The sequence below is a fragment of the Bacillus sp. FSL K6-2865 genome (genome assembly GCF_040311405.1).
Taxonomy (GTDB): Bacteria; Bacillota; Bacilli; order Bacillales; family Bacillaceae; genus Bacillus; species Bacillus velezensis.
The window spans coordinates 3,398,388-3,423,408 of the sequence record NZ_CP152036.1; the positions used below are offsets into that span (position 1 = coordinate 3,398,388).

The 25,021-nt window shown below is 47.6% G+C and carries 27 protein-coding genes; 4 read left to right on the forward strand and 23 right to left on the reverse strand.

The genetic code is table 11. The features are described 5' to 3' along the window. Positions 1–73: 73 nt before the first annotated feature. The 9 genes from NYE42_RS16865 to NYE42_RS16905 all read right to left on the reverse strand — a co-directional run bounded on the left by NYE42_RS16865 (position 74) and on the right by NYE42_RS16905 (position 7,918). Complete coding sequence (locus tag NYE42_RS16865) at positions 74–1,477, reverse strand: HAMP domain-containing sensor histidine kinase (RefSeq protein WP_039253819.1); 1,404 nt, start codon at positions 1,475–1,477, stop codon at positions 74–76. Beyond that, on the reverse strand, positions 1,468–2,130 hold the full coding sequence (locus NYE42_RS16870; protein ID WP_327942153.1) for a response regulator transcription factor: 663 nt from the start codon (positions 2,128–2,130) through the stop codon (positions 1,468–1,470). The genes NYE42_RS16865 and NYE42_RS16870 overlap by 10 nt, the downstream gene beginning before the upstream one ends. Before the next feature lie 21 nt (positions 2,131–2,151). Then, positions 2,152–2,922: a lantibiotic immunity ABC transporter MutG family permease subunit gene (locus NYE42_RS16875; protein ID WP_352426605.1), complete on the reverse strand. Its 771-nt coding sequence runs from the start codon at positions 2,920–2,922 to the stop codon at positions 2,152–2,154. Next, complete coding sequence (locus NYE42_RS16880) at positions 2,919–3,653, reverse strand: lantibiotic immunity ABC transporter MutE/EpiE family permease subunit (RefSeq protein WP_199022160.1); 735 nt, start codon at positions 3,651–3,653, stop codon at positions 2,919–2,921. Before NYE42_RS16880 ends, NYE42_RS16875 begins: the two co-directional genes overlap by 4 nt. Continuing rightward, the gene (locus NYE42_RS16885) at positions 3,650–4,363 is read right to left on the reverse strand and encodes a lantibiotic protection ABC transporter ATP-binding protein (protein WP_199022161.1); all 714 of its coding nucleotides are present in this window, start codon (positions 4,361–4,363) and stop codon (positions 3,650–3,652) included. Before NYE42_RS16885 ends, NYE42_RS16880 begins: the two co-directional genes overlap by 4 nt. A gap of 111 nt (positions 4,364–4,474) precedes the next feature. After that, the gene (locus tag NYE42_RS16890; RefSeq protein ID WP_015240601.1) at positions 4,475–5,152 is read right to left on the reverse strand and encodes an ABC transporter permease; all 678 of its coding nucleotides are present in this window, start codon (positions 5,150–5,152) and stop codon (positions 4,475–4,477) included. Between the two features lie 18 nt (positions 5,153–5,170). Further along, positions 5,171–6,040 (reverse strand): osmoprotectant ABC transporter substrate-binding protein, encoded by an 870-nt coding sequence (locus NYE42_RS16895; RefSeq protein WP_223252814.1) that lies wholly within the window; start codon positions 6,038–6,040, stop codon positions 5,171–5,173. Positions 6,041–6,102: 62 nt separating this feature from the next. Continuing rightward, the gene (locus NYE42_RS16900) at positions 6,103–6,756 is read right to left on the reverse strand and encodes an ABC transporter permease (protein ID WP_064116011.1); all 654 of its coding nucleotides are present in this window, start codon (positions 6,754–6,756) and stop codon (positions 6,103–6,105) included. A gap of 16 nt (positions 6,757–6,772) precedes the next feature. After that, positions 6,773–7,918 (reverse strand): betaine/proline/choline family ABC transporter ATP-binding protein, encoded by a 1,146-nt coding sequence (locus tag NYE42_RS16905; protein WP_064116012.1) that lies wholly within the window; start codon positions 7,916–7,918, stop codon positions 6,773–6,775. Between the two features lie 285 nt (positions 7,919–8,203). Here NYE42_RS16905 and NYE42_RS16910 point away from each other — a divergent pair, with 285 nt between their 5' ends. Next, positions 8,204–8,737 (forward strand): GbsR/MarR family transcriptional regulator, encoded by a 534-nt coding sequence (locus tag NYE42_RS16910; RefSeq protein WP_003151660.1) that lies wholly within the window; start codon positions 8,204–8,206, stop codon positions 8,735–8,737. A gap of 33 nt (positions 8,738–8,770) precedes the next feature. On the opposite strand, the gene opuCD is transcribed toward NYE42_RS16910, so the two are convergent. Genes opuCD through opuCA form a run of 4 tightly spaced genes read right to left on the reverse strand, consistent with a single transcriptional unit; the run spans position 8,771 to position 12,206 of the window. Further along, positions 8,771–9,445, reverse strand: coding sequence for a glycine betaine/carnitine/choline/choline sulfate ABC transporter permease OpuCD (opuCD, locus tag NYE42_RS16915; protein ID WP_199022162.1), 675 nt, complete (start codon positions 9,443–9,445; stop codon positions 8,771–8,773). A 17-nt stretch (positions 9,446–9,462) separates the two neighbouring features. Beyond that, positions 9,463–10,356, reverse strand: coding sequence for an osmoprotectant ABC transporter substrate-binding lipoprotein OpuCC (gene opuCC, locus NYE42_RS16920; RefSeq protein ID WP_088005516.1), 894 nt, complete (start codon positions 10,354–10,356; stop codon positions 9,463–9,465). A gap of 37 nt (positions 10,357–10,393) precedes the next feature. Next, positions 10,394–11,047, reverse strand: a complete 654-nt coding sequence (locus NYE42_RS16925) for an ABC transporter permease (RefSeq protein ID WP_003151654.1) — start codon at positions 11,045–11,047, stop codon at positions 10,394–10,396. A 19-nt stretch (positions 11,048–11,066) separates the two neighbouring features. Beyond that, entirely contained in the window at positions 11,067–12,206 is a 1,140-nt protein-coding gene (gene opuCA, locus NYE42_RS16930; RefSeq protein WP_003151651.1) for an osmoprotectant ABC transporter ATP-binding protein OpuCA, read from the reverse strand. A 260-nt stretch (positions 12,207–12,466) separates the two neighbouring features. On the opposite strand from opuCA, the gene NYE42_RS16935 reads away from it, so the two are divergent. After that, complete coding sequence (locus tag NYE42_RS16935; RefSeq protein ID WP_014418904.1) at positions 12,467–13,024, forward strand: GbsR/MarR family transcriptional regulator; 558 nt, start codon at positions 12,467–12,469, stop codon at positions 13,022–13,024. A 20-nt stretch (positions 13,025–13,044) separates the two neighbouring features. Here the strand turns inward: NYE42_RS16935 and NYE42_RS16940 are convergent, their stop codons facing one another. Then, positions 13,045–13,677, reverse strand: coding sequence for an NAAT family transporter (locus NYE42_RS16940; protein ID WP_025649294.1), 633 nt, complete (start codon positions 13,675–13,677; stop codon positions 13,045–13,047). A 437-nt stretch (positions 13,678–14,114) separates the two neighbouring features. Between NYE42_RS16940 and NYE42_RS16945 the strand changes: the two genes are divergently transcribed. Further along, on the forward strand, positions 14,115–14,825 hold the full coding sequence (locus NYE42_RS16945; RefSeq protein ID WP_015418238.1) for a hypothetical protein: 711 nt from the start codon (positions 14,115–14,117) through the stop codon (positions 14,823–14,825). Between the two features lie 40 nt (positions 14,826–14,865). On the opposite strand, the gene NYE42_RS16950 is transcribed toward NYE42_RS16945, so the two are convergent. Next, positions 14,866–16,656: a zinc ribbon domain-containing protein gene (locus NYE42_RS16950; RefSeq protein ID WP_015418239.1), complete on the reverse strand. Its 1,791-nt coding sequence runs from the start codon at positions 16,654–16,656 to the stop codon at positions 14,866–14,868. A gap of 131 nt (positions 16,657–16,787) precedes the next feature. On the opposite strand from NYE42_RS16950, the gene NYE42_RS16955 reads away from it, so the two are divergent. Next, positions 16,788–17,249, forward strand: a complete 462-nt coding sequence (locus tag NYE42_RS16955) for a GNAT family N-acetyltransferase (protein ID WP_095352649.1) — start codon at positions 16,788–16,790, stop codon at positions 17,247–17,249. Positions 17,250–17,292: 43 nt separating this feature from the next. Here NYE42_RS16955 and NYE42_RS16960 read toward each other — a convergent pair whose 3' ends face one another. Genes NYE42_RS16960 through NYE42_RS16995 form a run of 8 tightly spaced genes read right to left on the reverse strand, consistent with a single transcriptional unit; the run spans position 17,293 to position 24,973 of the window. Then, on the reverse strand, positions 17,293–18,528 hold the full coding sequence (locus NYE42_RS16960) for an MFS transporter (protein ID WP_095352648.1): 1,236 nt from the start codon (positions 18,526–18,528) through the stop codon (positions 17,293–17,295). Then, positions 18,503–19,423, reverse strand: coding sequence for a TIM barrel protein (locus NYE42_RS16965; protein ID WP_064107785.1), 921 nt, complete (start codon positions 19,421–19,423; stop codon positions 18,503–18,505). The genes NYE42_RS16960 and NYE42_RS16965 overlap by 26 nt, the downstream gene beginning before the upstream one ends. Positions 19,424–19,430: 7 nt before the next feature. Then, the gene (locus NYE42_RS16970; RefSeq protein ID WP_095352647.1) at positions 19,431–20,108 is read right to left on the reverse strand and encodes a PIG-L family deacetylase; all 678 of its coding nucleotides are present in this window, start codon (positions 20,106–20,108) and stop codon (positions 19,431–19,433) included. Then, complete coding sequence (locus tag NYE42_RS16975) at positions 20,071–20,829, reverse strand: WbqC family protein (RefSeq protein WP_007409964.1); 759 nt, start codon at positions 20,827–20,829, stop codon at positions 20,071–20,073. The genes NYE42_RS16970 and NYE42_RS16975 overlap by 38 nt, the downstream gene beginning before the upstream one ends. Beyond that, entirely contained in the window at positions 20,802–21,683 is an 882-nt protein-coding gene (locus NYE42_RS16980; RefSeq protein ID WP_031378320.1) for a GNAT family N-acetyltransferase, read from the reverse strand. The genes NYE42_RS16975 and NYE42_RS16980 overlap by 28 nt, the downstream gene beginning before the upstream one ends. Before the next feature lie 11 nt (positions 21,684–21,694). Next, on the reverse strand, positions 21,695–22,951 hold the full coding sequence (locus NYE42_RS16985) for an aminotransferase class V-fold PLP-dependent enzyme (RefSeq protein WP_095352646.1): 1,257 nt from the start codon (positions 22,949–22,951) through the stop codon (positions 21,695–21,697). Then, complete coding sequence (locus tag NYE42_RS16990; RefSeq protein ID WP_032867004.1) at positions 22,917–23,846, reverse strand: NAD(P)-dependent oxidoreductase; 930 nt, start codon at positions 23,844–23,846, stop codon at positions 22,917–22,919. Before NYE42_RS16990 ends, NYE42_RS16985 begins: the two co-directional genes overlap by 35 nt. Continuing rightward, positions 23,843–24,973, reverse strand: coding sequence for a DegT/DnrJ/EryC1/StrS family aminotransferase (locus tag NYE42_RS16995; RefSeq protein ID WP_032876966.1), 1,131 nt, complete (start codon positions 24,971–24,973; stop codon positions 23,843–23,845). The genes NYE42_RS16990 and NYE42_RS16995 overlap by 4 nt, the downstream gene beginning before the upstream one ends. Positions 24,974–25,021: the final 48 nt, after the last annotated feature.

A 25,021-nucleotide genomic window follows, 5' to 3' on the forward strand; every position in this document is an offset into this window, starting at 1 on the left:
CCGCATAAGCGGCTGATCTCTCAAACGGACAGCCGTTTTTATTTTTGCTTTTCTTAAACAGAAGAACAAGCCCTCAGGCGTGCAGGGCTTGTTTTTGTCTGACGCCTTCCAGCGGAATTCGAATCTCCGCCCGGGCTCCTCCAGACTCCTGATTTTCAAGTATTAATTCGCCGTGGTGAAGATGTACGACATGATGGGCGAATGTAAGCCCCATGCCGTGATGCCCCGCCGAATGTCTGCTTTTATCCTCCGTGTAAAAAAGCTGTGTCGCTCTTTTCAGCGCTTCCGGCGAGAACCCGCTTCCGCTGTCGGATACGGCGAGATGGAGGGCGGAATCGGTGCACAGGACGTCCACACGGATTTCCCCTCCTTCCGGCGTATAGTCGACGGCATTTGCCGCGATATTCATGACCGCCCTGTGGAGCAGCTCATGATCGATCGGCGCTTCAATTCGGTCAATTCCCCGTTCGCTGAGGACGAGATCAATCTGTTTCGGCCCCGCAAGCGCCGCCGCGTCACGATATATGTTTTGAATCCACTCTTTGAGGTCGGTATATTCCACATGAACGGCAACTGCCTCCTCCGCTTTAGAAAGCTGGATCAGCTGTCCGACATAATGCTCGATTTTGTTTCCGGCATCCAGAATATACTGCGCATATTCCGCCTGCTCCTCATCAGGCTCTGTTAACTGAAGCAGCTCGGCATTTCCTTTAATGATCGTTGCCGGAATTTTAATATCATGCGCAAGCGCGCCGATTTGTTCTTTCTTTATCCGCTCCGCCTCCCATTGCGCCGCCAGAGATGCCTGAAGCGCGTCTTTCATTTTCAGCAGAGAGTCAATGACATCGTCAAATTCCTTTATGCGCGACCTTTTTGGATTGATATTTAAATTCTGTTTTTGAATGCTTGCCGTAATGGAGCTGAGTGTGCTGAAATGCCGTCTCAGCTGATTGGCGAAACGCGTCGTCACGATAAAAACGGTCAAAAGAAGCAAAGTGATCAGAATCGTAAGACCCGTCCATTCATAATTCGGCAGATAGCGCCTTAACAGCGGCGACTGAAATTCCGACCTAAGTGAATATTGGAGAACGCCATATTCATCTTTCCGATTTATCACCATGAATCCTTTTTGTGCATAATTAAAATACGGCTGATGCTGAATCTTTTTTCTGGCGTTGGCCGCATCTTGTTCCGTCATCGTTCCTTTTGTCATCCGCTTTGTTTTTTTATCAAAAACAGCGTATGTCATACCTGCGGGGATCATGTCTTCGGTTATCTTTTCCGTTGATTTCAGGCGGGGTTTGATCTGTTCCGCCTCATGCTCGCTGTAGTTTGCGGGCAGGATCGCTCCGGCATTCATGGCAATGGCATTTAAGGCGACACATAATGCCGCCACCCCCATCGTGCTCAGACACAGTGTGATCGTAAATTTGACAAGCTCTTTGCGGATGCTGGATTTTCCTTTTGCTATTCCCATTTGTATCCGACACCCCACACCGTTTTGATCGGATCAGCCCCGTGTTCTTTACATTTTTTCCGGATGGTTCTGATAAACTCCGTAATGGTTGAATAGAGCGCATCGCCGTCCAAGCCGTACACTTCCTCGTAAATCTGCTCCCGTGAGAATGTTCTGTTTTTATGCTGTGCCAAACATTCAACGATTTTATATTCGTTTTTCGTAAGAGGCAGTTTCCGGTCATCAATCCATACTTCTTTATTCTCAAAATCAAACATGAAGCCTGATATCAGCCGTTTCGTCTGATGCTTTTCCCGCCGTTCCCTTCTGACATGCGCGTTTACCCTTGCCATCAATTCCTGTACGCCGAACGGCTTTGTGATGTAATCATCAGCGCCTGTCATGAGGCCTTTCACAATGGATTCTTCGTCAGACTTTGCCGTTAAAAACAGGATCGGGCTGTCCACCAGCGGCCGAATCCGCCGGCAGAGTTCAATCCCGTCCGTTCCGGGCATCATGACATCAAGAAGAATCAAATCATAGCCTTGAAAAAAATCCAATGACTGATCCTCCGCTTTTTCCAGAATCGTTACTGTATGCTGATCACGCTGTAAAATGTTTCTGATCAGAACGAGAATATCTTTTTCATCATCAATTGCTAAAATGTTTGCCACCGGCCGAATCGCTCCTTGCCTTTATTCATATGAACGCCGCCCTTCCCATCTTCTGCACCAATAGAGGCCGGCCAGACATAATATCACTATAGAAAAATATAACATTATTTCTCCGAATCTCATATCGTATCTTACATAAGGGAGGAACTCTTTTTTGACTTTGTCAAAATGCAGCAGTCCTGCAAGGCCTGAAAGCCGCACGCTCCATGCCCACGGGAAAAAACGCCAGATGATATCGCCAAGTCCCGTATTCATGAGCGCCGCCATTAATAATCCCGCACCCCCTAAAAGCCCGGACGGCCCCATGCCGTATTTTATGCCGACAAAAAAAGACATCATATAAAGCGGAATACTGCCGGCAATCAGCCACGCCCCTCCTTTTAAAAAGAGAAGATACGGGAGATCATTGATGTGAAGAACAAATTTCATCCCCGCCAAATAAAGACAGATGGCAAGACCTATCGATAACACATTCAACAGCAGCAATAGAAGCAGCTTGCCCGCAAAACTGATGATTTTAGAATGCGGAACCGCCAGCATCATCTGAAAATGGCCCGCCTGTTCCTCAACCGAGGCAGACATGCCGCAGACAATACTGATGATTAAAGGGTATAAAACAGCAATCGCGCTGAAAAACACACTGTACAGCATATAAGGCTCCTGAACCCTTCCATACATATACAACAGGAAAAATCCCGCGCATAAAACCGGCGCCGCAGCATGCATCCATATGAGCGGCGTACGCTTCATTTTTAATACATCGGCCCACATATATCGTAAAAGCACGGTCATGACCGGTTTCCCCCTTTTGAAAAAGACACGGCGGAAACAAAACTTACCGCGATAAAAGAAAGAATAGAAAGAATAATAGCCGGAATGATCACGTTTCCGTTTAATAAGCCGCTGTTTGCGGGAAGCGGAATTCCGTTCGGATGGATCCCGAGAATCGGTGACATCACCCGGACTGACCAGCTCCATGGACTCAGCCACCACAATGAACCTGACGCCGGCACAATGCCTAAAACAAAGGCGGCGATCATATTCATGAGGATGACTGCCGTAAACCCGAACTGTCTGGCAATCCATAAGCAGAACGGAATTTCCCAAAGCGTCGTCAGCCACAAAAGAGAGCTTGCTTCAATACCTTTCAGCTGAACCGCAGCAATTGCCGGAAACACAAGGCCAAGCAAAAACATGATGACTAAAAAGACGATTTGCGACAGGAGTGAATATAGCGCGATCAAGCTTATTTTTGAGAACCATATGCTCTTCAAGTCAGCCGGCAGTGAGTACACCGCGCGGTCAATCGCAGATTTTTTCTCTTTTTTAACAGATAAACCGCACATTAGAGCAATCATGAGCGGCATGAAAATAACCGCCCACCAATTGAACGTGCCCGTCATAAAATAGGCGGCATTCAGCAGAAAAGAAAAAGCCGTGTTCAGAAGCGGGATAAGAATGATCAGCTTTCTGATAAATGTTCTTTTAGATGTAAGGTGTTCCGCCTGCATGTACTGAATCATTTTCCTGTCCCCGCTTTCTCCCGTGTTGATTTGACTATTTCCAGAAACAGCCGCTCCAGATCGTCTTCCCGGCTGATTTCTCCCTGATATCCTAAAACGCCGTCACTGATAATTCCGATATGGTCTGCGATCTGCTCGACTTCTGATAACAGGTGGCTAGATAAAATAACCGTCATTCCCTGTCCGGGCAGGGAGCGGATAAATTCCCGCAAATCCTGAATTCCCATCGGGTCCAATCCGTTTGTCGGCTCATCAAGAATTAAGAGCGACGGACGGTTTAATAATGCTAACGCAATGCCGAGACGCTGCTTCATTCCCATAGAAAATTGTCCGGCGCGCTTTTTTCCGGTTCCCGTTAATCCCGTGATTTCCAGCACTTCCGCAATTCTTGAATCAGGCAGTCCGAGCATCACGCAGCGGACTTTCAGATTTTCAGCGGCTGTCAAGTTGCTGTAAAGCGGCGGCGCTTCAATCAGGGAACCGATGCTTTTCAAATCTTCGCGCTTCCATGTATGTCCGTCGAACAGAACCTCGCCGGATGTTTGCTGCAAGATTCCGGTCAATATTTTAAGAGTCGTTGATTTTCCGGCGCCGTTCGGACCGAGCAGGCCGTATATACTGTTGCGCTTAACCGATAGAGACACATCAGCCACTGCCTGTTGTCTGCCGAATGATTTTTGGAGCTGTCTCGTTTCTAAGATGTTGCTCATTTGATTACCCCTCTGCTTTGTTATTTGATAAGTAAGACTTTACAGCGCAGTTATCAAAATTTAATCAAGAAATCAAAAAAAAGCATCCTTCACGCGGAAGAATGCTTTTTTTCATGAGGCTGAGCGTACGATCAGCTTTCTTTTTTGTTTTTTCACCGGGCTGAGGGCTCGTTCCAGCCACGCCATCAGCAGGTCTGCGGCTACCGCCATCAGCGCGGTCGGGATGGCGCCCGCCAAAATAATGGCGGTTCCGTTTGTCGCGTTCGACCCTCTGACGATCATATCGCCGAGGCCGCCCGCCCCGACGAAGGTGCCGATCGCCGTGATGCCGATGGCAATGACGAGCGCCGTTCGGAGACCCGCCATAATGACGGAAAGCGCAAGCGGCAGCTCCACCATACGAAGGATTTGGTATTTCGTCATGCCCATCGCCTTTCCCGACTCGAGATAAGCGTGCTCGATATTGATAATGCCCGTGTGCGTATTTCTGAGAATCGGCAGCAGTGAATACAGAAACAAAGCCGTGATGACCGTATTGGCGCCGAGTCCCATGACGAGCATCAGGACGGCGAGCATCGCAAGCGCCGGAACGGTTTGAATCACGTTCGCCACAGCAAACACCCAGCCGGCGAGACGCCCGTGCCTTGCTGTCACAATTCCGGCCGGAATGGCGAGAACGGCGGCGAAAACGACGCCGTACGCCGACATGAGAAAGTGCCGCCAGCACTCATACAGAACATAACTGCCGTTTTGAGCATAATACGTAAACAGCTCCTTCATCGTGTCCATCCGCACATCTCCTTTCCGTTATTCAAAGTAATGATGTTTTTCTAAATATTCCTTGGCCACGACGGACGGCTCTTTTAATCGGCCGTCAACTTCGTAATTCATTTTCTGCATCATCTTTGTATCAATCGCGCCGATCATTTTATTGATCACGCCCTCCAGTTCGGGATGCTCTTTTAATACTTGATCCGGAACGACGGGTGAACAGTCATACGGAGGAAAGAACCGCTTATCATCCTTCAGCGTTTTCAGTCCGTAAGCGATGATTCTTCCGTCGGTGGAATAAGCGAGCGCGATATCCATCTTTCTGCTTTTCAGCGCGTCGTAAACAAGGCCGATCTGCATCGGATACGTACCTTCAAATGACATTCCGTATGTGTTCATAAAATCCTGATATCCGTTGCCTCTCAGCTTCATCCAGTAGTTATCGACGCCGAATTTCAGATGAGACGCTTCTTTTTTGACATCGGATACCGATTCTAAATGATACTTGCGGGCAAGCTGTCCGGAAACGGTAAAGACGTATGTATTATCAAAGCCGTAAGAATCAAACCATTTCATGTCATATCTGTTTTGAAATTCACGCTGAACGAGCCGCAGCGCTTTGTCCGGGTCTTTTTCCGGCTCCATGCGAAGCGTGCCCGTCAGCGCGTCTCCTGTATAGCGCGTCGCGGCGATATCAATATCACCGTTTATCAAGGATTGCTGCTGTACGGCATTGGAGCCGAGATTTTTAATAACCGTTGTCTTCAACCCGCTGTGATGTTCGATCATCTGTCCGAGCATGCTCGCGATGATTTCTGATTCGGTCATGCTTTGCGCGCCGATTTTAATGGTGTCCTCCGATGCGGCGCTCAATCCCGGGAGCGAGCATCCGCCAAGGAGCAGCATGCCGATACAGGCGATTGCGAGCAGCCGTTTTTTGCATCTATTCCCCATGAGAGACCTCCTCCTTATGAAGCGTCCTTTATGCTTTTCAGCCCGTCAGGCGTGACTTTCCGTTCTGTCATCCCCAGCATGTAATCGACGGCTGCCGCCAGCACTGTGACCGGAACGGCGCCTGCGATAATATACTCCGGCTGGTAAAGGTTCAAGCCGATAAAAATGTAATCTCCCAGCCCGCCTCCGCCGATAAAGGAGGCGAGCGTCGCCCAGCCGATTAAATAAATCGAAGACGTCCTGATGCCCGCCATGATGACCGGAGCGGCAAGCGGGAGCTCTACAAGCCTGATCTGCTCCCATGCCGTCATGCCGATTCCTTTTCCCGATTCCAGAAGATGCCGATTGACGCCGAGAATCCCCGTATACGTGTTTCTGAGAATCGGCAGCATGGAATAGAAAAACAGCGCCGCAACGGCCGGGACCTTTCCTACGCCTAAAAGCGGAATAAAAAACGCAAGAATGGCAAGGCTCGGCAAGGTTTGAATGATGTTGACGATGCCGATGACGGCGCCGGCTCCTCTTTTCATCCTCGTCAGCACGACGCCGAGCGGAACGGCGGCGAGAATGCCCGCCATGACGGCGATTAATGAGATGTACAGATGCTCCCATGTTTTATAAAGCATCTCTCCTCCATTTGCCTGTAAAAATTGCACGATCTGATTCATATCAATTGAAGCCTCCTCATGACATCACCGCGAGCTGATTCTCTTCTCCCCAGATGGAGTCATAGACGATGTCAACGAGGCTTGCCCTTGTCACGATTCCCGTTAGCCGGCCGGCTTCATCAATGACCGGCACAAATTTCATGCCTCTTTTTAAAATTTTATGGACGGCGTCGCGAAGCAGAGTGCCGCTTCTGACCGTGTACAGATCCCGCTCAAGCACTTCCGCGACGGTTACCGCTTGTCTTCGTTTGCGGTCAATCATCTCCACATCGACATAACCTTGGAGAACGTTCTTTTCATCAATGACGAGCAGCGAATCCACCCGCTCGGCACGCATCAGCTGAATGGCGGCTGACAGTGTTTTCTCAGGTGTTACCGTCACGGGATCGGGATTCATGATCTGCTCCACCCGTTCAATATCAGGGCTGGATGATTGGATCAGCCGTTCCTTGCCGATAAACTCCTCAACAAATTCATTCGCCGGAAATCTGAGAATCTCATCAGGCGTTCCGGCCTGGACGATTTCTCCCGCTTTCAGAATGACGATTCTGTCCGCAAGCTTGATGGCTTCGTCCATATCATGGGTAACAAATACGATGGTTTTATGTAAGGTTTTTTGCAGTTTTTTAAATTCTTCCTGAAGGGAATCTCTCGTAATCGGGTCAAGCGCCCCGAACGGTTCATCCATTAAGATGAGCGGCGGCTCTGCGGCAAGTGCCCGTAATACACCTATTCGCTGCTGCTGTCCTCCGCTCAGTTCATGAGGGTAACGGTCTAAATATTCAGGACCCATATCAACGAGCTTTAAAAGCTCCCGCGCCCGTTCCTTCCGTTTTTCGGCAGGATGCTTTAAAAGCTTCGGAACGAGCGTAATGTTCTGCTGAATGGTCATATGCGGAAACAGCCCGATCTGCTGGATGACATAGCCGATGCTTCTTCTGAGTTCCACCGGGTCTTGTTCCAAAATGTTTCGGCCCTCTATCAGGATTCTGCCTTCTGTCGGTTCAATTAAGCGGTTGATCATTTTCATCGTCGTCGTTTTGCCGCAGCCGCTCGGCCCGATAAAACAAATAAATTCGCCTTTGGCGATATTCAGGTTGATGCTGTTGACGGCTTTTTTCCCGCCTTTATACATTTTCGAGACATTTTCTAATGTCAGCAAACACTCACACCTCCATGATTAAATTTATTCAATTCGTTAAATTCAAATTTAACTTTTCAGACAATTGAACGTTTTCCATTATAAATTAAACTTTGTAAATTAAAAAGTTTACAATTTGTCCATATTATATATAAAGGTTGTGTAAGCATTGATTAACCCGTATTGACCGGCAAAGTTCTTCTTATTGCTCCGGATTACTGCCAAATTCTCTCGGAAGAGCATTTCCGCCGGTTTAAAAATGTGGTATATTGACATCGGAATTGCTGACTGAAAGGATTGAAACTGTTGGAGAAAGATCCGTTACACGTAATCGAACAAGCTGAAGATCATTTGATAGAACGAATCGCTGAAAATATGCATACATTCGGAATGCCCGCGACGGTGGGGCGCATTTTAGGCATTATTTATATGAACCGCAAGCCGATGACCTTAACTGAATTATCAGAAGCGACCGGCATGAGCAAGACGAGAATGAGTCAGGCGGTCCGTGAAATGCTTGACGTCAATCTGGCGGAAAAAGTGTTTGAAAAAGGCGTCCGCAAAGATTTATACGACGTCGAGCAGGATTATTACCAAACCTTTATTACGCTGTTTACGGCCACATGGAGCAAGGTCGTCAGCAAAAATAAAATGATGCATAAAAAGCTGAACCGCGAACTGACGGCCGTCCTTGAAAACGGCGTGCCGGAAGAAGCTGAGGAAAAAATCAACGAACTGCTGAAAGAATTAAAGGATTGGCTTGATTACTACAACTGGATCAGCCGTCTGATCGAGTTTTTTGAAAGCGAAGAAATTTTCAAGCATGTTCCGAAGCCATAAGAAAAAAACGCCCTGACCCGCAAGGCGTTTTTTTCATGCCGCATTCGGCGCTTTGGTTCGTTTTTTCTTTCTCACCGGACTCAGCGCCCGCTCCAGCCATGCCATCACAAGATCTGCGATAACGGCCATCAGCGCTGTCGGAATGGCGCCGGCCAAAATAATCGCGGTTCCGTTCGTGGCGTTTGAGCCCCTGACAATGATGTCACCGAGTCCGCCCGCGCCGACAAACGTACCGATTGCCGTAATGCCGATCGCGATGACGAGCGCCGTCCGCAGCCCCGCCATGATGACGGAAAGCGCAAGCGGCAGCTCCACCATGCGGAGCACCTGAAATTTGGTCATGCCCATCGCTTTTCCCGATTCAAGATAAGCGTGTTCAATGCTGGCGATTCCCGTGTACGTATTCCGGATGATCGGAAGAAGCGAATATAAAAACAGCGACAATATCACCGTATTGGCGCCGAGCCCCATGACGAGCATCAGCACCGCAAGCATCGCAAGCGCCGGCACGGTCTGAATCACGTTTGTCACCGCGAATACCCAGCCGCTTAATGTTCTGTACCTGGCAATGAAGATGCCGAGCGGAACCCCGACGATCGCCGCAAATAAAACGCCGTATACCGACATGAGAAAATGGCGGTAAAACTCCTGAAGCACATAGGCGCCGTTTTGAGAATAATAAGTGCCGAACTGCTGCAGCACTTCCATTTGCTCCACCTCATTTCTTATTCAAAATAATGATGTTTCTCCAAAAATTCTTTAGCGACGACGGACGGTTCTTTCAGCTTGCCGTCCACCTCGTAATTCAATTCCTGCATCGTTTCCGTATCGATTTTGCCGATCAGTTTATTCACAATGCCCTTCAGTTCAGGATGCTGCTTCAGCACGCTGTCGGGAATGACCGGCGAACAGTCATACGGCGGGAAAAACTGCTTGTCGTCTTTTAAAATTTTCAGATCGTACGCTTTAATCCGTCCGTCCGTTGAATAAGCGAGGACGGCGTCCATTTTCCCGTTTTTCACGGCATCGTATACAAGTCCGATCTGCATCGGATAGGTTGTGCCGAATTCAAAGCCGTACGTGTCGGTAAAGCCTTTATAGCCGTCGCCTTTTCTTTTCAGCCACGCATTGTCTACACCGAGCTTAAATTGATCCGCATGCTTCTTAATATCGGACACTTTGTCTAAATGGTCTTTTTCCGCAAGCTCTTTCGTGACGGTAAAAGCGTATGTGTTCTCAAATCCGTAAGAATCAAACCATTTGTAATGGAAGCGTTTCTCAAATTCTTTCTGTACGATGGATAATGCTTTTTTCGGGTCTTTTTCCGCTTCCATGCCGAGAGTGCTCGTTAAATCCGTTCCCGAGTAGCGCGTCGCGGCGATATCGATTTCACCGCCGAGCATCGCCTGCTGCTGGACATAGTTCGATCCGAGGTTTTTAATTAATGCCGTATTCAAGTCTGTATTGTGTTCAATCATCTGTGCGAGCATATTGGCGATAATTTCTGATTCCGTCATGCTTTGCGCCCCGATTTTAATCGTATCATCGGAAGCCCCGCTCAGGCCGGGAAGGGAACAGCCGCCTAGAAGCAGAGCAGCTGACAGCGCCAGTGCGCACATCCATCTCTTTTGGTTTCTTTTCACAACAGCCAACTCCTTATGATACTTCCTTCAGCCCTTTCAGCCCTTTCGGCGTCACCTTCCGTTCCGTCGCCGCCAGCAGATAATCAATGATAATGGCTAAAATGGTGACCGGCACGGCGCCGCCGATAATATATTCAGGCTGATAGAGATTCAGGCCGATAAAAATATAGTCTCCGAGCCCGCCGCCCCCGATAAAGGAAGCAAGCGTCGCCCAGCCGATCAGATAAATGGTGGATGTGCGGATGCCCGCCATGATCACCGGAACCGCAAGCGGCAGTTCCACAAGCCTGATCTGCTCCCAGACCGTCATGCCGATGCCTTTTCCCGATTCCAGCAGATTTTTGTTTACGCCTTGAATGCCGGTATACGTGTTCCGGAGAATCGGCAGCACCGAATAGAAAAACAGCGCGACGATCGCGGGCACCTTTCCCACGCCTAACAGCGGGATAAAAAACGCCAGTATCGCGAGACTCGGCAAGGTCTGCACAATGTTGACGGCGCCGATGACGGCGCCTGCGCCCTTTTTCATTCTCGTCAGCGCCACTCCGAGCGGAACGGCGACGACAATGCCTAATATGACGGCGATAATCGAAATGTATAAATGCTCCCACGTTTTATATAAAAGTTCTCCGCCGTTCGTCTGCAAAAACTTGATCATTTCATTCATTGTAAGCGTTCCTCCCTTGTCAGCCTGTCACCAGCTGGTCTTCCTCGCCCCAGATTGAATCGTAAACGATGTCGACAAGGCTCGCTCTCGTGACAATTCCGACTAAATGCCTTTGTTCATCAACGACGGGTACATATTTCATTCCGCGCTTTAAAATTTTGCGTACGGTATCGCGCAGCAGTGTCCCCTGCTCGACCGTATACAGATCAGAGCGGAGCACGTCGCCGACGAGGCTCGCTTTTTTCCGGTTCTGATCAATGATTTCGACATCAACATATCCTTGCAGCACATTCAGGTCATCAACGACAAGCAGGGAATCGACACGGTGTTCCCGCATCACCTGGATCGCCTGCGAAAGCGTTTTGTCCGCCGTAACGGTCACGGGCTTTTTGTTCATCATCTGCTCGACGCGTTCAATATCCGGTCTTGATTGCAATAACCGTTCTTTGCCGATAAATTCTTCGACAAACTCATTAGCCGGATTCCTGAGGATGTCATCAGGAGTGCCGGCCTGAACGATCTCTCCCGCTTTTAAAATGACGATCCGGTCAGCCAGCTTAATGGCTTCATCCATATCGTGGGTTACAAACACAATCGTTTTATTCAATGTTCTTTGCAGTTTTTTGAATTCTTCCTGAAGGGAATCCCGCGTAATCGGGTCAAGCGCTCCGAACGGTTCATCCATGAGAATAAGGGGAGGTTCCGCTGCAAGGGCGCGCAGCACGCCGATTCTCTGCTGCTGTCCCCCGCTCAGCTCGTGAGGATAGCGGTCTAAATATTCAGGGCCCATATCGACGAGCTTCAAAAGCTCCCGAGCCCGTTCCTTCCGCTTTTGTTCCGGCCATTTCAGCAGTTTCGGCACGAGGGAAATGTTCTGCTGAATGGTCATATGAGGGAAAAGTCCGATCTGCTGAATGACGTAGCCGATTTTCCGTCTCAGCTCCACCGGGTCCTGCTCCATAATGTTTTCGCCATCGATAAAAATCTTTCCGGATGACGGCTCAATCAGTCTGTTAATCATTTTCATCGTCGTCGTTTTTCCGCAGCCGCTCGGCCCGATAAAACAAATAAACTCGCCTTTTTCGATATTTAAATCAATGCTGTTGACAGCTTTTTTTCCGCCTTTATAGACTTTTGATACATTTTCTAATCTCAGCAATCCGTGCACCTCCGAAGGGTTCCGTTATTTTTCTGAAAAGTATAATCTTTATTATAAGATGAAATTTGTAAAATAAAAAGTTTACAATGTGTTGAAATTATATACAATATACGTATTTTTTCATGTTATCCCGCTGACAATGCGGATGTTCTTACAATCGCTCCCGATAGCTCGCATATCCTGCCGCATCATCTTTTTCATCAACTGTAAAAAATATGATATATTGTCAGCATGAAAAGCCAGTGAAGGGATGATCAGCCGTGGAAAAAAACGCTCTTGATATCATCGGGCATGCTGAAGAGCATCTCATTGAGAGAATCGCCGAGAATATGCATACATTCGGAATGCCGGCCACACTGGGACGTGTGCTCGGTATTATTTATATGAACCGCAAGCCGATGACGTTAAATGAGCTGTCAGAGGCGACCGGGATGAGCAAAACGAGGATGAGCCAGGTGGTCCGCGAAATGACCGATGCCAATCTGGCTGAAAAAGTGTTTGAAAAAGGCGTTCGGAAAGACCTTTACGACGTCGAGCGTGATTATTACCAGACGTTTATCTCCCTGTTTACGGCAAATTGGACAAAGGCGGTCAGCAAAAACAAAATGCTCTATAAAAAGCTGAACCGCGAGCTGACTGAGCTTCTGGAATCGGAAAATCTCAGTCCCGATATTGAAGAAAAAGCCCGTCAGCTTTTGGATGAACTGACGGATTGGCTCCATTATTATGACTGGCTGAGCCGTTTGATAGAATTTTTTGAGAGTGAAGAAGTGTTTCAGCATGTGCCGAAAATAGAAAAAAGCAGCACCCGAAGATAACCGGGCGCTGCTTTTTTAAGTCAGGAAACCAATATCGGGAACATGCCTTTCAGACCGGCGCCGATCATGCCGATCGCCACCACCGCCAAAATCAGCCCCATCAGTCGGGTAATGACGTTCATTTCGGTTTTCCCGAGCTTATTGCTGATGAAAGAAGAATAGTGAAAGAAGATGAACGTCATCGCGATGACGGCCGCAATGCCAATAAGCACGCTGATGTAATGGATGATGCCGCCATGGCCGGCCGACAGACTCATCACCGTCGCGATCGTACCGGGTCCGGCGATAATCGGAATCGACAAAGGTGTCACAGATATATCAGCTTTCTCCTTGCTCTCCCCTTTCTCTTCATGATGGAGAGACTGTACATGAGATTTCTTCGCGTTCAGAAGATTATAAGCGATGCCGAAAATAAAAATGCCGCCCGCGATACGTAAGGCATGAATGTTAATGTCAAACAGTTTAAAGATCAGATGGCCGAAGATTAAAAAAGCCGCCAAGATGATAAACGACAGCACGGAAGCCTTGCGCGCGATCGCTGTCCGTTCTTTCTCCGAGTACCCTTCCGTCAGTGAAAGAAAAATCGGCACGTTTCCGATGGGATTGGAGACTGCAAACAGTGAAATGAAGACATGAATGATGAATGAAAACATGCGTACCTCCTTATGACTTGCCGTTATTGAGTTATGTTTTGTTCTCCGCTGTTTCTTATGCATGGTTTTTACCCCGGGGTCTGCTTTTTATAACCTCAGCCGGACGATCCGGAAACAGAAAAAACCGTCCTTGTAAGGACGGTTTTTTCCGTTTGCTATCTCCATAAGCCTTTTCCGAATTTCAACAGCCGATAAAGCATTTTCAATTTTTTTAGCATGCGTTAATTTCCTTTTTCACTCTGAATCAATGCGCCGAGAGACATGATATCTATCAGCTCCAATAAAATTCTACCATAAAGGGTACTTTTTCTCTATTATCAATTCATAGAGAAGGTGATTTGTATATCTTTAGAAAACTCCGTTACATCCGCCCTATTTTCTTTTATAATGTAAATATTGAACAAAATCCCTATATTACTTGTAAAAGGAGTTTTAGAATGTATTGTTCTCAATGCGGCCATCATACTGATGGCGGGAAGTTTTGTGAAAAGTGCGGGGCGCCCCAGCCCGGGCAGGGAGGCGCAGGCCAAACGCAGGGCCAGGCCGCTCAGGCCGGCGCCGCGGCTAAGCAGGCTTCAAAGCAATTTGCCTTATTCGTGCTTGATGTGTTAAAGCGACCGTACCAAACATGTAAAACGACAGGCGGCGAACAGCTTGTCAGCAGCATCATCAACATGGTGCTTTTCTGTCTGGTGACGCCGATTATGTTTTATATTCTCCTATCAGACGGCTTTCGTGACATCAGTTTTACCGCGGTTGTGGTCAAACCGGCGCTTACCTTTGCATTATGCGTTTTTTGCCTGTATCTCTTGATTTTTATCGCTTTGAAGGCCGGCGGCGCCCAGGTGTCATTTAAAGATTCGCTGTCCAGATTCGGGGCCTTTTTGATTCCGTTTACAGCTATTTTGCTTCTTGCACTTATTTTTATGCTGCTTCATACAACCGTTTGCTTCACCATTCTGGCTGTCGGTCTTTTAGGAGCGGCGTTTGCCGTGCCTCCGCTCATGCTGGCGAGCTATCAGCATCAGCTCACTACTAAGGCGGATATCATTTATTCTGTTATCGTCATCTATTTGATCATTTGCGTAACATTTCAATTCACGATCAAGCATTATATAAAAGAACTCATGAATTATTTCTTCTTTTAAAAACGGAAACCCCCGCCGCCTGATTGGCGCGGGGGTTTTTTTATTGAATGGATGTTAAATAAATTCTTCCGTCTTTAACAACGCCGCCATACGTCCAATTGTATGATCTGAGCTTCGGACTCCCGCCGGCTTTCGTAATATAAAACTCCTCGTACGTATGAATCGTCAGATGAGAGCCTTTCTGTGAAAAGCTTTTGACATTCACTTCATTAAATACTTCGGTCGTCCCCTCGCTGTGCAGTTTTTTGACCAGTTTCTGCTGATCTGCATACAAAGGGCTTCCCTCTTCTAAATTGCCCGCCATGATGGCAAAATTGTTAAGGCTGACGGCGCTTGATTGATTTGTCAGGTAATCAGTCATAAACGATGTGACTTGCTCGTTTGTCACGCTGCCTGAAGCTGTATTTCCTTTGGAAGATGCCCATGCGGATGTATAGGTTTTCGGCTGGTCGTTTTTTATTTTTTTTACATTTGTCCCAGAAGAATCTGAGGCTGGATCAGCTTTTTCGAAAACCCATTTTTTATGTTTTGTATCATATGAGAGTACATAATGAAAGCTCGGCTCAGCCTCTTCCATATCAGGCTTCGTATTCCCGTCGAAATAAGCAGACTCATGAAGCTCTTTACCCGTAACAGTTACTTGCCAGCGGCCGTTCTCTTGAGAAATCGCAAATGAATCCAGATCAAAGCTTGTCTCTTTATACTGATCCTTCAAAAAGGTGCCGGAACTCTTCATGCCGGATACCACTTCTTTCGTCTGCTCTTTCCAGGCGGAACCAGCCTCGGTCATCTGATCGGTATTTCCGTCTGCCATCGCTTTTGTATACTGCTTCGTTGTTTTGACAATCGTGTCCATGATTGTTTGTTGTGTATCTTGATCCGGGATAAGCGTTAATTCCATATCAGTACCGTTGATCGGAACATCGGCAGTTTTCATTTTTCCCCAAGGAAAATCAGCCTCCACGGCGGCTGTCATGGAACCGTCAGTTAAGAGCGGACCGTATGTAACGGATGTAAACGGATCTTTATGGACGGACTTGCCGTTTATCAGCAGATCGCCTTTCGCGCTTTTGAAGCTGTCTGCCGGAGTGAATGTCACATCCTCGGCATCTAACGGCAGGTCAAACTCAACATTCCGGCTGCCGGCCGCCTCTGCCTCTTGTTTTTTGACAACGTCAACCGTCTCATTTTTAAGCTTGGCTTCCGCCGTGTAGACACCGGGTGCATACGGGCCGAAGATTTGGGTTTCATCGGCTTTTTTGACCGTACCTGTTTTCTCGCTGTTGATATAAAGATCGGCGCCTTTATAATTGCTGGTGACGCGGAAATAAACCGGATCGACTTTCAGTTCGTAATGGTCAAACAAAAGAAGGGTTTTTCCCTCTTTTTTTACGTATACCGCATCTTTTTCTGATGAATTGCCGCGAAGCGCTGCCAGCAGTTCATCGTGTTTCTTTGCGTATGCAAGGAGCGGTTTGACATTGGTCTCATTCAGCTTCAGTTTTTTGTCTGAAGGAGTGAGCAGGGCTGCGAGCTTTTTCGTGTCCCCGTCATGAACCGCCTGTTCGAATTGATCCGTGAGCCTTTTTTCAGATGTCAGCCAGGCTCCGGTTTTATATGCGGCAATCAATAAGATCAGCGCTGCGGCAATGCCGCCCCACATGAAGAGCGTTTTTTTAGGGATCGGCTTTCTCATTTGTGAAGCAGGTTCAGCCGCTTTTACAGCCGCCTGCCGCTCCAGCCGGCTTCCTTTCCCGATCGGTTTTCCGCATTCTTTACAGAAATGCGCTTCTTCATTGTTCTGCTGGCCGCAATGCTTACAAAAAAACATGACTTTCCTCCTATTCAATCTGCAAAACTTGTATAACTTTTCCTATGTTTCATATTTTATAATAAAGTAGAATGATTTTGGAGTTATTTTCAAAAATAGCTGTCGATCATAACAAAGGAGGAGAAACGGACATGCAAAAACTGAGCATCCGAAAAGCCGCGGAGCCGGATGAAGCGCTGTATAAACTATTGCTGCTGGCCGATCCGTCGAGGGAGATTGTCGATGATTATCTTGTAAGAGGAGAATGCTATACGGCTTGGACGTCAGACGAGCTTGCAGGGGTTTACGTTTTATTGCAAACAAGGCCTAAAACGATAGAAATCGTAAACATCGCGGTAAAAGAATCGCTGCAGAACAGGGGATTCGGAAAACAGCTGGTGCGGGATGCCATTGAAAAAGCGAGACAATCGGGGGCTGACACGATTGAAATCGGCACCGGAAATTCCAGTATTCATCAGCTGTCACTCTATCAAAAATGCGGATTCCGCATTCAGGCTGTCGACCATGATTTTTTTATCAGACATTATGATGAAGACATTTTTGAAAACGGCATTCAATGCCGGGATATGATACGGCTTTATTTGGATTTATGATAAAAAGGGCGCCGGCTGACATCGGCGCCCCTTCGTTTACCATTCAGACGGATTGATCCGCTTGTTTCTCTGTATTTCTTTGACTCCCTTGTCTGACTGAAAAAACAGCAAAAACGATCGTAAGGGTCAGTCCGACCGCCGCAAAAATATAATCCGCATACATCAACAGCAGAAGCCCTGTGTAGACAGCGGCCGACAGCGGTTCACCCATTTTGACAATGGAAAAAATCAGTGCAAAGACCCTTCCGAAATATGCGGCCGGAACCGTCTTTTGGAAATACAGCACCGTTTGCACATCAATATACGAGATGATGATGCCAAGCACCAGGAAGATGATGCACTCAAACCCATGAAGGGGAAAAAACAGGAGCATAATGAGCAGTCCCGCTGCCGTTAACGTCCGCGGGTACAGCCGGTTCAAGCGTTTTGTATTCCATTTGAAAAATACGGCCAGATTGCCCAAAAGCATCCCCGCCTGAAACATTGAATACATGACGGCAAACCATACAGAATAGTTCTGCTGAAAACGCTCCACAGCAAGAATCGGCCCCATTACTGAAATAAGGCCGGCAATGACGAGATTTACGACGAAAAAGTATCCGACCGATGTCAGCCATGCCGCATTTCCTTTCAGCATTCTGTAACCGGATTTTACATCTTCAGTTCCGTTTCTTTTTTCATTGGGCTGTTCTAAAATACGAATGAACGCGATAAATGCCGCGGAGATCAAAAAAGCAGTTCCGTTTATGGCAAACAGCATCCCGAACGGAATAGCCGCAATCATGATCCCGCTGATCAATTTTCCGACGATGAGTCCGATCAAGTCACTCGTATTGATCAGAGATGTCGCCTGATCAAGATGCTGTTTGCGGACGAGCAGCGGAATGATCGCGACTTTCGCCGGCGCAAACAGCATCGATTGCAGAGATAGACAAAAGGCGCACACCCCGGCTATCCACACGGTTAATAAATCGTTCGCGCTGAGCACCGCCAAGAGGATCATGATGACGGCCCGGCCCGTATTGCACAAATACAAGATCGACTTTTTTCGGAATAAATCAATCAGCGGTCCCGCCAGCACGCCAAATGTCAACGGCACGAGTTCGATAAAAGAAATAACGCCGACAAGAATTTTGCTGCCGGTCAATTCCAGCACTAACAGCGGCAGTGCAATAAGCCAGACCCCGTCCGCTGCTGAAGAAAACACCTGTGCACACCAAAGCTTTGCATAGTTCGGTGTTCGATATGTCATATCAGGCCCTTTTTTGATCCTCGTCATCAGAAACACCGCCGAACCATTCCAGCGTTCTCCATGATTCCCGTCTTTCCGTATAATCCTCTTCCATCACCTCAAATACAATGCCGGTATCTTGATTCCGATAAAGCTCCTGCAAAGTATCGGCAGCCCGTCTCAGCAGCTCCTCAGCGATCGTCCCTTCACTCGGATGGCGGCCCTCAAAACAGCGGACGCCGCCATGCGGGAACGCAAGCTGGCGAAATGAGCTGAAGTGATAATGCTTAATGCTCTCTTTTATCGACAGAAACTGAAAGAAATCGGGATATTTCAGCTGATCATTTCTGAACATAAGGGCAGATGACAAGTGAGTCTGATAGGTAATCGCCCAATGGCACAGATCCCACGTAATACCGACATGCTTCAGATCCATCTGCACCAGCTCTGTAAAATCCTCAGGATAAATGAAAATCGGATCAAAATCCTCTCCCAGATTCCCGATGATCGGAAGGTTTTCCACACCGATCCAGATGTCCGTCCCTTTCAGCCGCTCATCAAACTCCGCGAAAAACTCAACGATTTTTTTACGGTTTCCTTCCAGGTCATAGACTTGAAATTCCTCAACCGTCATAAATTGATTCGCATGAACGGTTATGCCTTTGGCGCCGTATTTCACAGCGAGCTCCGCAAAGTGATAAAGCTGTTTTTTGATGTGATCTTCATTCACATAATCGGCATGATCTGTCGGGAAATGCAGCGTCAATAATGAAGGATCAAGCTGGTTCGCATATTCCAGCGTCTGATTGAATGTTTTGAGATAATCCGCTTCCCCAAAGGAATGGCCGTCAAAAATATTCGCTTCCAGACCGTATCCCGCTTCCACCCATTTCTCATCGATTTGCTTCGGATCAAGTCCGAAAAACGGAATTTGAGCAATCATAGGACAGTCACCATGTTCCTCTCACAAGCATAAACGCTTCCGCAGCGGTAAAACCCGATTTTGCTCCCCACACATGGGCATTATGTTCGATCGCCTGCAAAGAGCGGGGATGAGGGAAGTCTCTGAGCTCGGAGCCGTAACACGCCATCGATTTCAATTTCGTTTCAAGCTCGTCTTCAATATTAACGAAGAAATTGGCATGAAACTGATCCTTCTGACAGTAATTCCATTCCGTCGAAGACAATGTTTCATAGGCAAAAACCCGTTTTACCGTATGACCGGGAAGCGGACGGGTTGCCGTCATGACCGCTCTGAATACGACGGAGTGGTCAATATTAATGTCACCGCCGTACTGGGTATACACAATGTCAGGCTGAAAACGATAGATTTGTTTCTCCGCTTCCTTCACGACATCCAGCAAATCCATTGAATCCATTCTGTTATCAGGAAGGTTCAGCCTGACAAAATCATGGATGCCCAAAGTGCTGAGCGCCTGCTCCGTTTCTTGATTAGAATGCTCCATAACAGAATCTTCAGGCTTTTTGTAATCCGTTTTTCTTGATGATTTGCCTTCCGCCATAATGACTGCCGACACGCTGTCACCTTGGCGGACATGTTTGGCGAGCGTGCCGCCGACGCCGATAATTTCATCGTCGGGATGCGCTGCAAATACCATTACTTTCATCATATTGCCCTCCTTTAACTAACATTTCAGCTGTATCCGCTCCGCAGTTCATCAGCATATCGAGCATGGAGAGGTGAGGGATATGCTCCCCGAATAATTGAGGATAGCCAAAATGCCGGATCTGCTGATACTCAATGACAATTCCGTTTCTTTCAAAATCGCTTTCTATTAAATAGTCGGAACCCTGACTGCCTGAATAATAACGGTCCGCCCCCAGCTCCTGACAAAGCGCTAAAACAAAATCGCTTTTTTTCTCCTTCCGGCATTCAAGCTCAGAGACATAACAGAGCGGCGTTTCAATTCGGAGCTCTTTTCGGAAAAATTCAATGATGTGCATATTCAAATCATGGAGATATTCCCACTCCCGCTGATAGACATCTTGAAAAAAATGCTGGTATCGCTCAAAATAGGGAGCTTTCGCATAGTTCATTTTAATCGCCATCCAATGTTTTTTCCGCCAATCCTGTGTCTGGTCGATTTTCATATGCCGAAGCTCTATGTCTTTATATTGTTTCATCTGCAAAGGCACTGTCAGCCATCTGGGGCCTTGCGGCGTTTTGATTCTGTTGCGGTTGAGAAATCCTTTTTTCTCAAATTGAGCTGTGTCATGAATGGCAAACAGATCCGACTTATACATTTTTTCAAAAAAACCGTACCACGGCAGATAACTGGATTGATGGCCGCTTATTGTTTTCATTCCGGTTTCGTAAAAAGTCGGCATTGTTTTTCTTCAGCTCCCCAATATCGTTTCGGTCTTGCGATTTCTTTACTGTGTGAATAGCCAAAATCAGCCCATTGAAGCTTGCGGCAAATGGCGAATTGCAGGGCGTCACGCATCAATAAGTAAGAGGCCTGCGCTTTTTTTCCCGCCAGGCTGTTTACATTCTGCCAATAATAGAAATGAGAGCGGTCATAGAGAAAAATACTGCTGCTGATCAGCGTCTCATCCTGATATGCTCCGATCCAAAACATCCGGTCCGCAAACGTGTCAAGCAGCTTTTGGAAAAAGCCCTGGCTCAGCACATAAGCTGCGCCGATTGCCGCCGTATGCTCTTTGTAGAGGTCATAAAACGCGCTAAGTTCTTTTCGCCCGATCAGCCGGGTGACAATATTCTCTTTTTCAGCGTATCTGACTGCCGTCCGGGCTTTTCCGGAAATGCCCGTCCAAAGTTCGTCAAACGTGTCCGGAAGCGAAAGAATACGTGTCGCCTTTTCCGTCCATCCTTCCCTGATTTCTTCTGTAAAAGAAGTCTGACCGTACGGCAGCAGCATCCGGGATATGTTCCGGCCGAATATGGCCTGGATTTCACTTTGAAGCCATTCAAATGAGATGGGGCGATCTGAAATAACGCCGCCGTATCCGATCATGTTGCCGGATAATACGCCCTTCTGTTCAAAAAGCGGGAGATAGATGACTTGTCCTCCGTCCGTTGTCAGTCTGACAGGGTGAAATGACGTGCCGGGAAGCTCTTCCATGAGGATTCCCCAATCATAGCTTTGAAACAATCCCGCCTGATACATGTCAGCGGCCCGATCCCATGCCTGGCGGGTCGTGCATACTGCTGTTTTTTGCATAGTTATCACCACTATTCAGTCTTATTCTGTTGCTCACAATATGATAAAACGGATTCGGCTATATATCTGACTTGCTTCTTTTGAAGAGGAGGTTTAAACGGCAGGGAAAGAACTCTCTTCCAAAGCGGGTCTTCCCCGCCTTCTCCCGCGTATGTTTCATAAATCGGAATACGTTCGAGAGGAAGATAGTTCCAGCATGTTTGGATGCCTCTTTCGGCTAAATAAACGGAACACCCGTACCGCTCTTCATCCCGGGGAAATACAACCGTTAAATAATTCAGATGTTCTCCTTCTTGGGGCTGGATCATTCTTATGCCGTTTGTTTCTTCCGCCTTTGCAAAGATTTCTCCCGCCGTCTCTAAGTTTCGGAGCGAAGCTGTTACAAGCTGATCCATACGTGAAAGCTGATCATCAATAATGGCTTCCCTTGCCGGATGCATGCGAAGCACCGGTACAACAGCCGGTTTATCCGGCAGAGCTTCGAGCTTTGTGGCTTTCATGGAAGGCATGGCGCCCGCTTTTCTAAACATATATGAAATAGGATGATGCCGTTTCCGTTTCATTACAGCCTGGATTCTTTGATTTCTTATATAGATTTGATAGTCAGCTGCCACTTGGCTGCGCTGTTCCATCGGGAGATTTGCTTTTTGCCGAAGCCATTCTTTCGGCGCGATTAACGCGCCGCCTCCGATACTCGCAAGCGGCTTTGAGGGGCCGAAGCTTAAAATGCCGAAATCGCCCAAACCGCCGGCAAATGTATCCGCTTGTTTTGTAAACATGGCTTGAGCGGCATCATCAATGACAGCAATTCCGTTTTCCTTCGCCCAGTCAATGATGGCGGTATTTTCTCTCCGGCCGTATACATGTGTGAGGATAACCGCACACGTCTGCCTTGTCACTTTTTTTTTGACATCCTCAAAAGATAAGGATAGATGCTCATCCAGCTGTGCAAACACAGGCGTCGCACCGGATTGCAGCACGGCATCAATGACATTCGGGCAGCTGAAGGATGAGAAAATCACTTCTTTCCCCGGCCCGGCCCCCGAATAAGTTAATGCGAGCACCAGTGCCGCACTGCCGCTGGAGGTCAGCACAACCCCTTTTCCGTAACGTTTTTCCAGTTTTTCAGTCAGTCCGCTTTGTCCGGCAGTAAGCAAGTGTTTCACTGCGCGCAGACGGCCGCTGACGGAAAACTGTCCGGGATAAACGGGATATTTGACCACTTCCGGGTTTTTAGGAAAGTGAAAGTTTGTGCTTTTGTCTTTCATCTTTTATGATCTCCAGGCCTTCATTCAGACTTACTTTCGGAGCGTAACCGAGCAAACGTTTCGCCTTCTCGATTGACGGCGCCCGTTTAAAAATCTCGATGTCTTTTCCCCTCACGCCGTCTTCGCCCAGCTTTTTAAACAGATAGTTATCCTTCTCTCTGCCTGAGAGCACATTGACTTTTTCAGCCAGTTCTTTTATCGTGATCGGCTGGTCGTTCCCGATATTGAAGTCTTCAAAGACGGCTCCTTCATGAATGAGAGCGAGATAAGTTCCGGTGACGATATCACTGATGTAGCTGAAGCAGCGTATTTGTCCGCCGTCCCCGTAAAGAGGCAGCTCAGAGCCATTCTCGGCCAGGCTGAAAAACTTGTTGATGACAAAATCCTCGCGCTGTTTCGGCCCGTATACATTAAAGTACCGGACGACCCGAATATGAAGTTCGTCGGAAGCCTGTTCTCTCAAATATTCCTCTGATTGCAGTTTGGCTTTTCCGTAAGCTGATTTCGGAAGCTTTCTGCTTGTCTCGGTATAAGGAAAATCCGGTGAATCTCCGAACACTTCTGAACTCGATGAGAAAAGAAGTGTGCTGATTCCCAATTCACCGCATACCTCAGTGACATTTTTTGTTCCTTCAAAATTGACCCGTATGACGTCTTCTTCATTGCTTCGGCAGCTGTCCACTCCGACCATTGCCGCCAAATGGACAACCGCATCCGCTCCCCGCAGTGATTCGCGGAGGGACGTCCGGTCAAGGATATCCGTTTGGCGGTATTCAGTGTCAAAAGCCGGCTTCTTCTGGTCTGCAATGATGGTGTGATAACCTTTAGCCTGTAATAATGCCGCCAGTTCGCTTCCGATAAAACCGGCTCCTCCGATAATCGCAATATGTTTCATGATCCTACCTCCTGGCTGATAGTCAAAACTTCTTTTATAGACTTGACAATATAGCTGCAATCCTCATCTGATAACTGGCTGTAAAGAGGCAGTGACACGATCTCCCGGAAAACACGTTCAGTTACCGGAAGCTCCGCAGGAAAATGTTTTTTATAGTAAGGATGCAAATGCACGGGAATAAAGTGCACGCTCAGCCCGATTTGTTTTTCTTTCATTTTCTCAATAAACAGATCTCTGTCCATACCGCCGTTTTCTCGAATCCGCAAAATAAATAAATGCCATGAGTGCGTTATGCCGCTTGGAATGTCAGAAAGCGGAAGCGCCGCTTTATCAGATTGACCTGACAGTTCACGTACATAAAATTGAGCAATCTGTTCCCGTTTTTCTTGAATTTCGTTTGCGCGTTTCAATTGAACCAGACCGAGCGCGGCCTGAATATCCGTCATATTATATTTGAACCCCGGCAGTAAAACGTCGTATCTCCAGCTGCCTTTTTCACCGTACCGGTTCCAGGCATTTTTTGTGATGCCGTGCCAGCCGTACAGCCTCGCTCTTTCTGCGGCCTGTTCGTCTTTCATGACGAGGGCTCCGCCTTCCCCTGTTGTAATATTTTTGGTGGCATAAAAGCTGAAGCACACGGCATCGCCGTGAGTGCCGATCATGCTTCCGTTATATTTTGTACCGAGCGCATGAGCGGCGTCTTCAATCAGATACAATCCGTTTTCTTTACAAATGGATTGCAAGTTTTCCAGATCAGCCGGATAGCCGGCAAAATGAACCGCAATTACCGCTTTTGTGCGCGGCGTTATTTTCTTCCTGACATCTTCAGGATCGGCACATAGACTTTTCTCGCATATATCCGCAAACACCGGAACGGCTCCGGCGTGCAGGATGACATTGACGCTGGAACAGAACGTGAAGCTCGGCACGATGACTTCATCGCCTTCTCCCACACCGAGCGCCAATAAAGCCATATGTAATGCAGCGGTGCCTGAATTACAGCTGATGACGTGTTCGGCTCCTATACATTCTCCCAGCTTTTTTTCAAAATCGATTACCTTCGGGCCTTTCGAAATCCAGCCCGATTGAATCGTTTCGGTTACGCTTGCGATTTCTTCGTTTGTCATATCAGGTCTGTGAAAAGAGATAAATCGATTACTAATGACCGTTCCCTC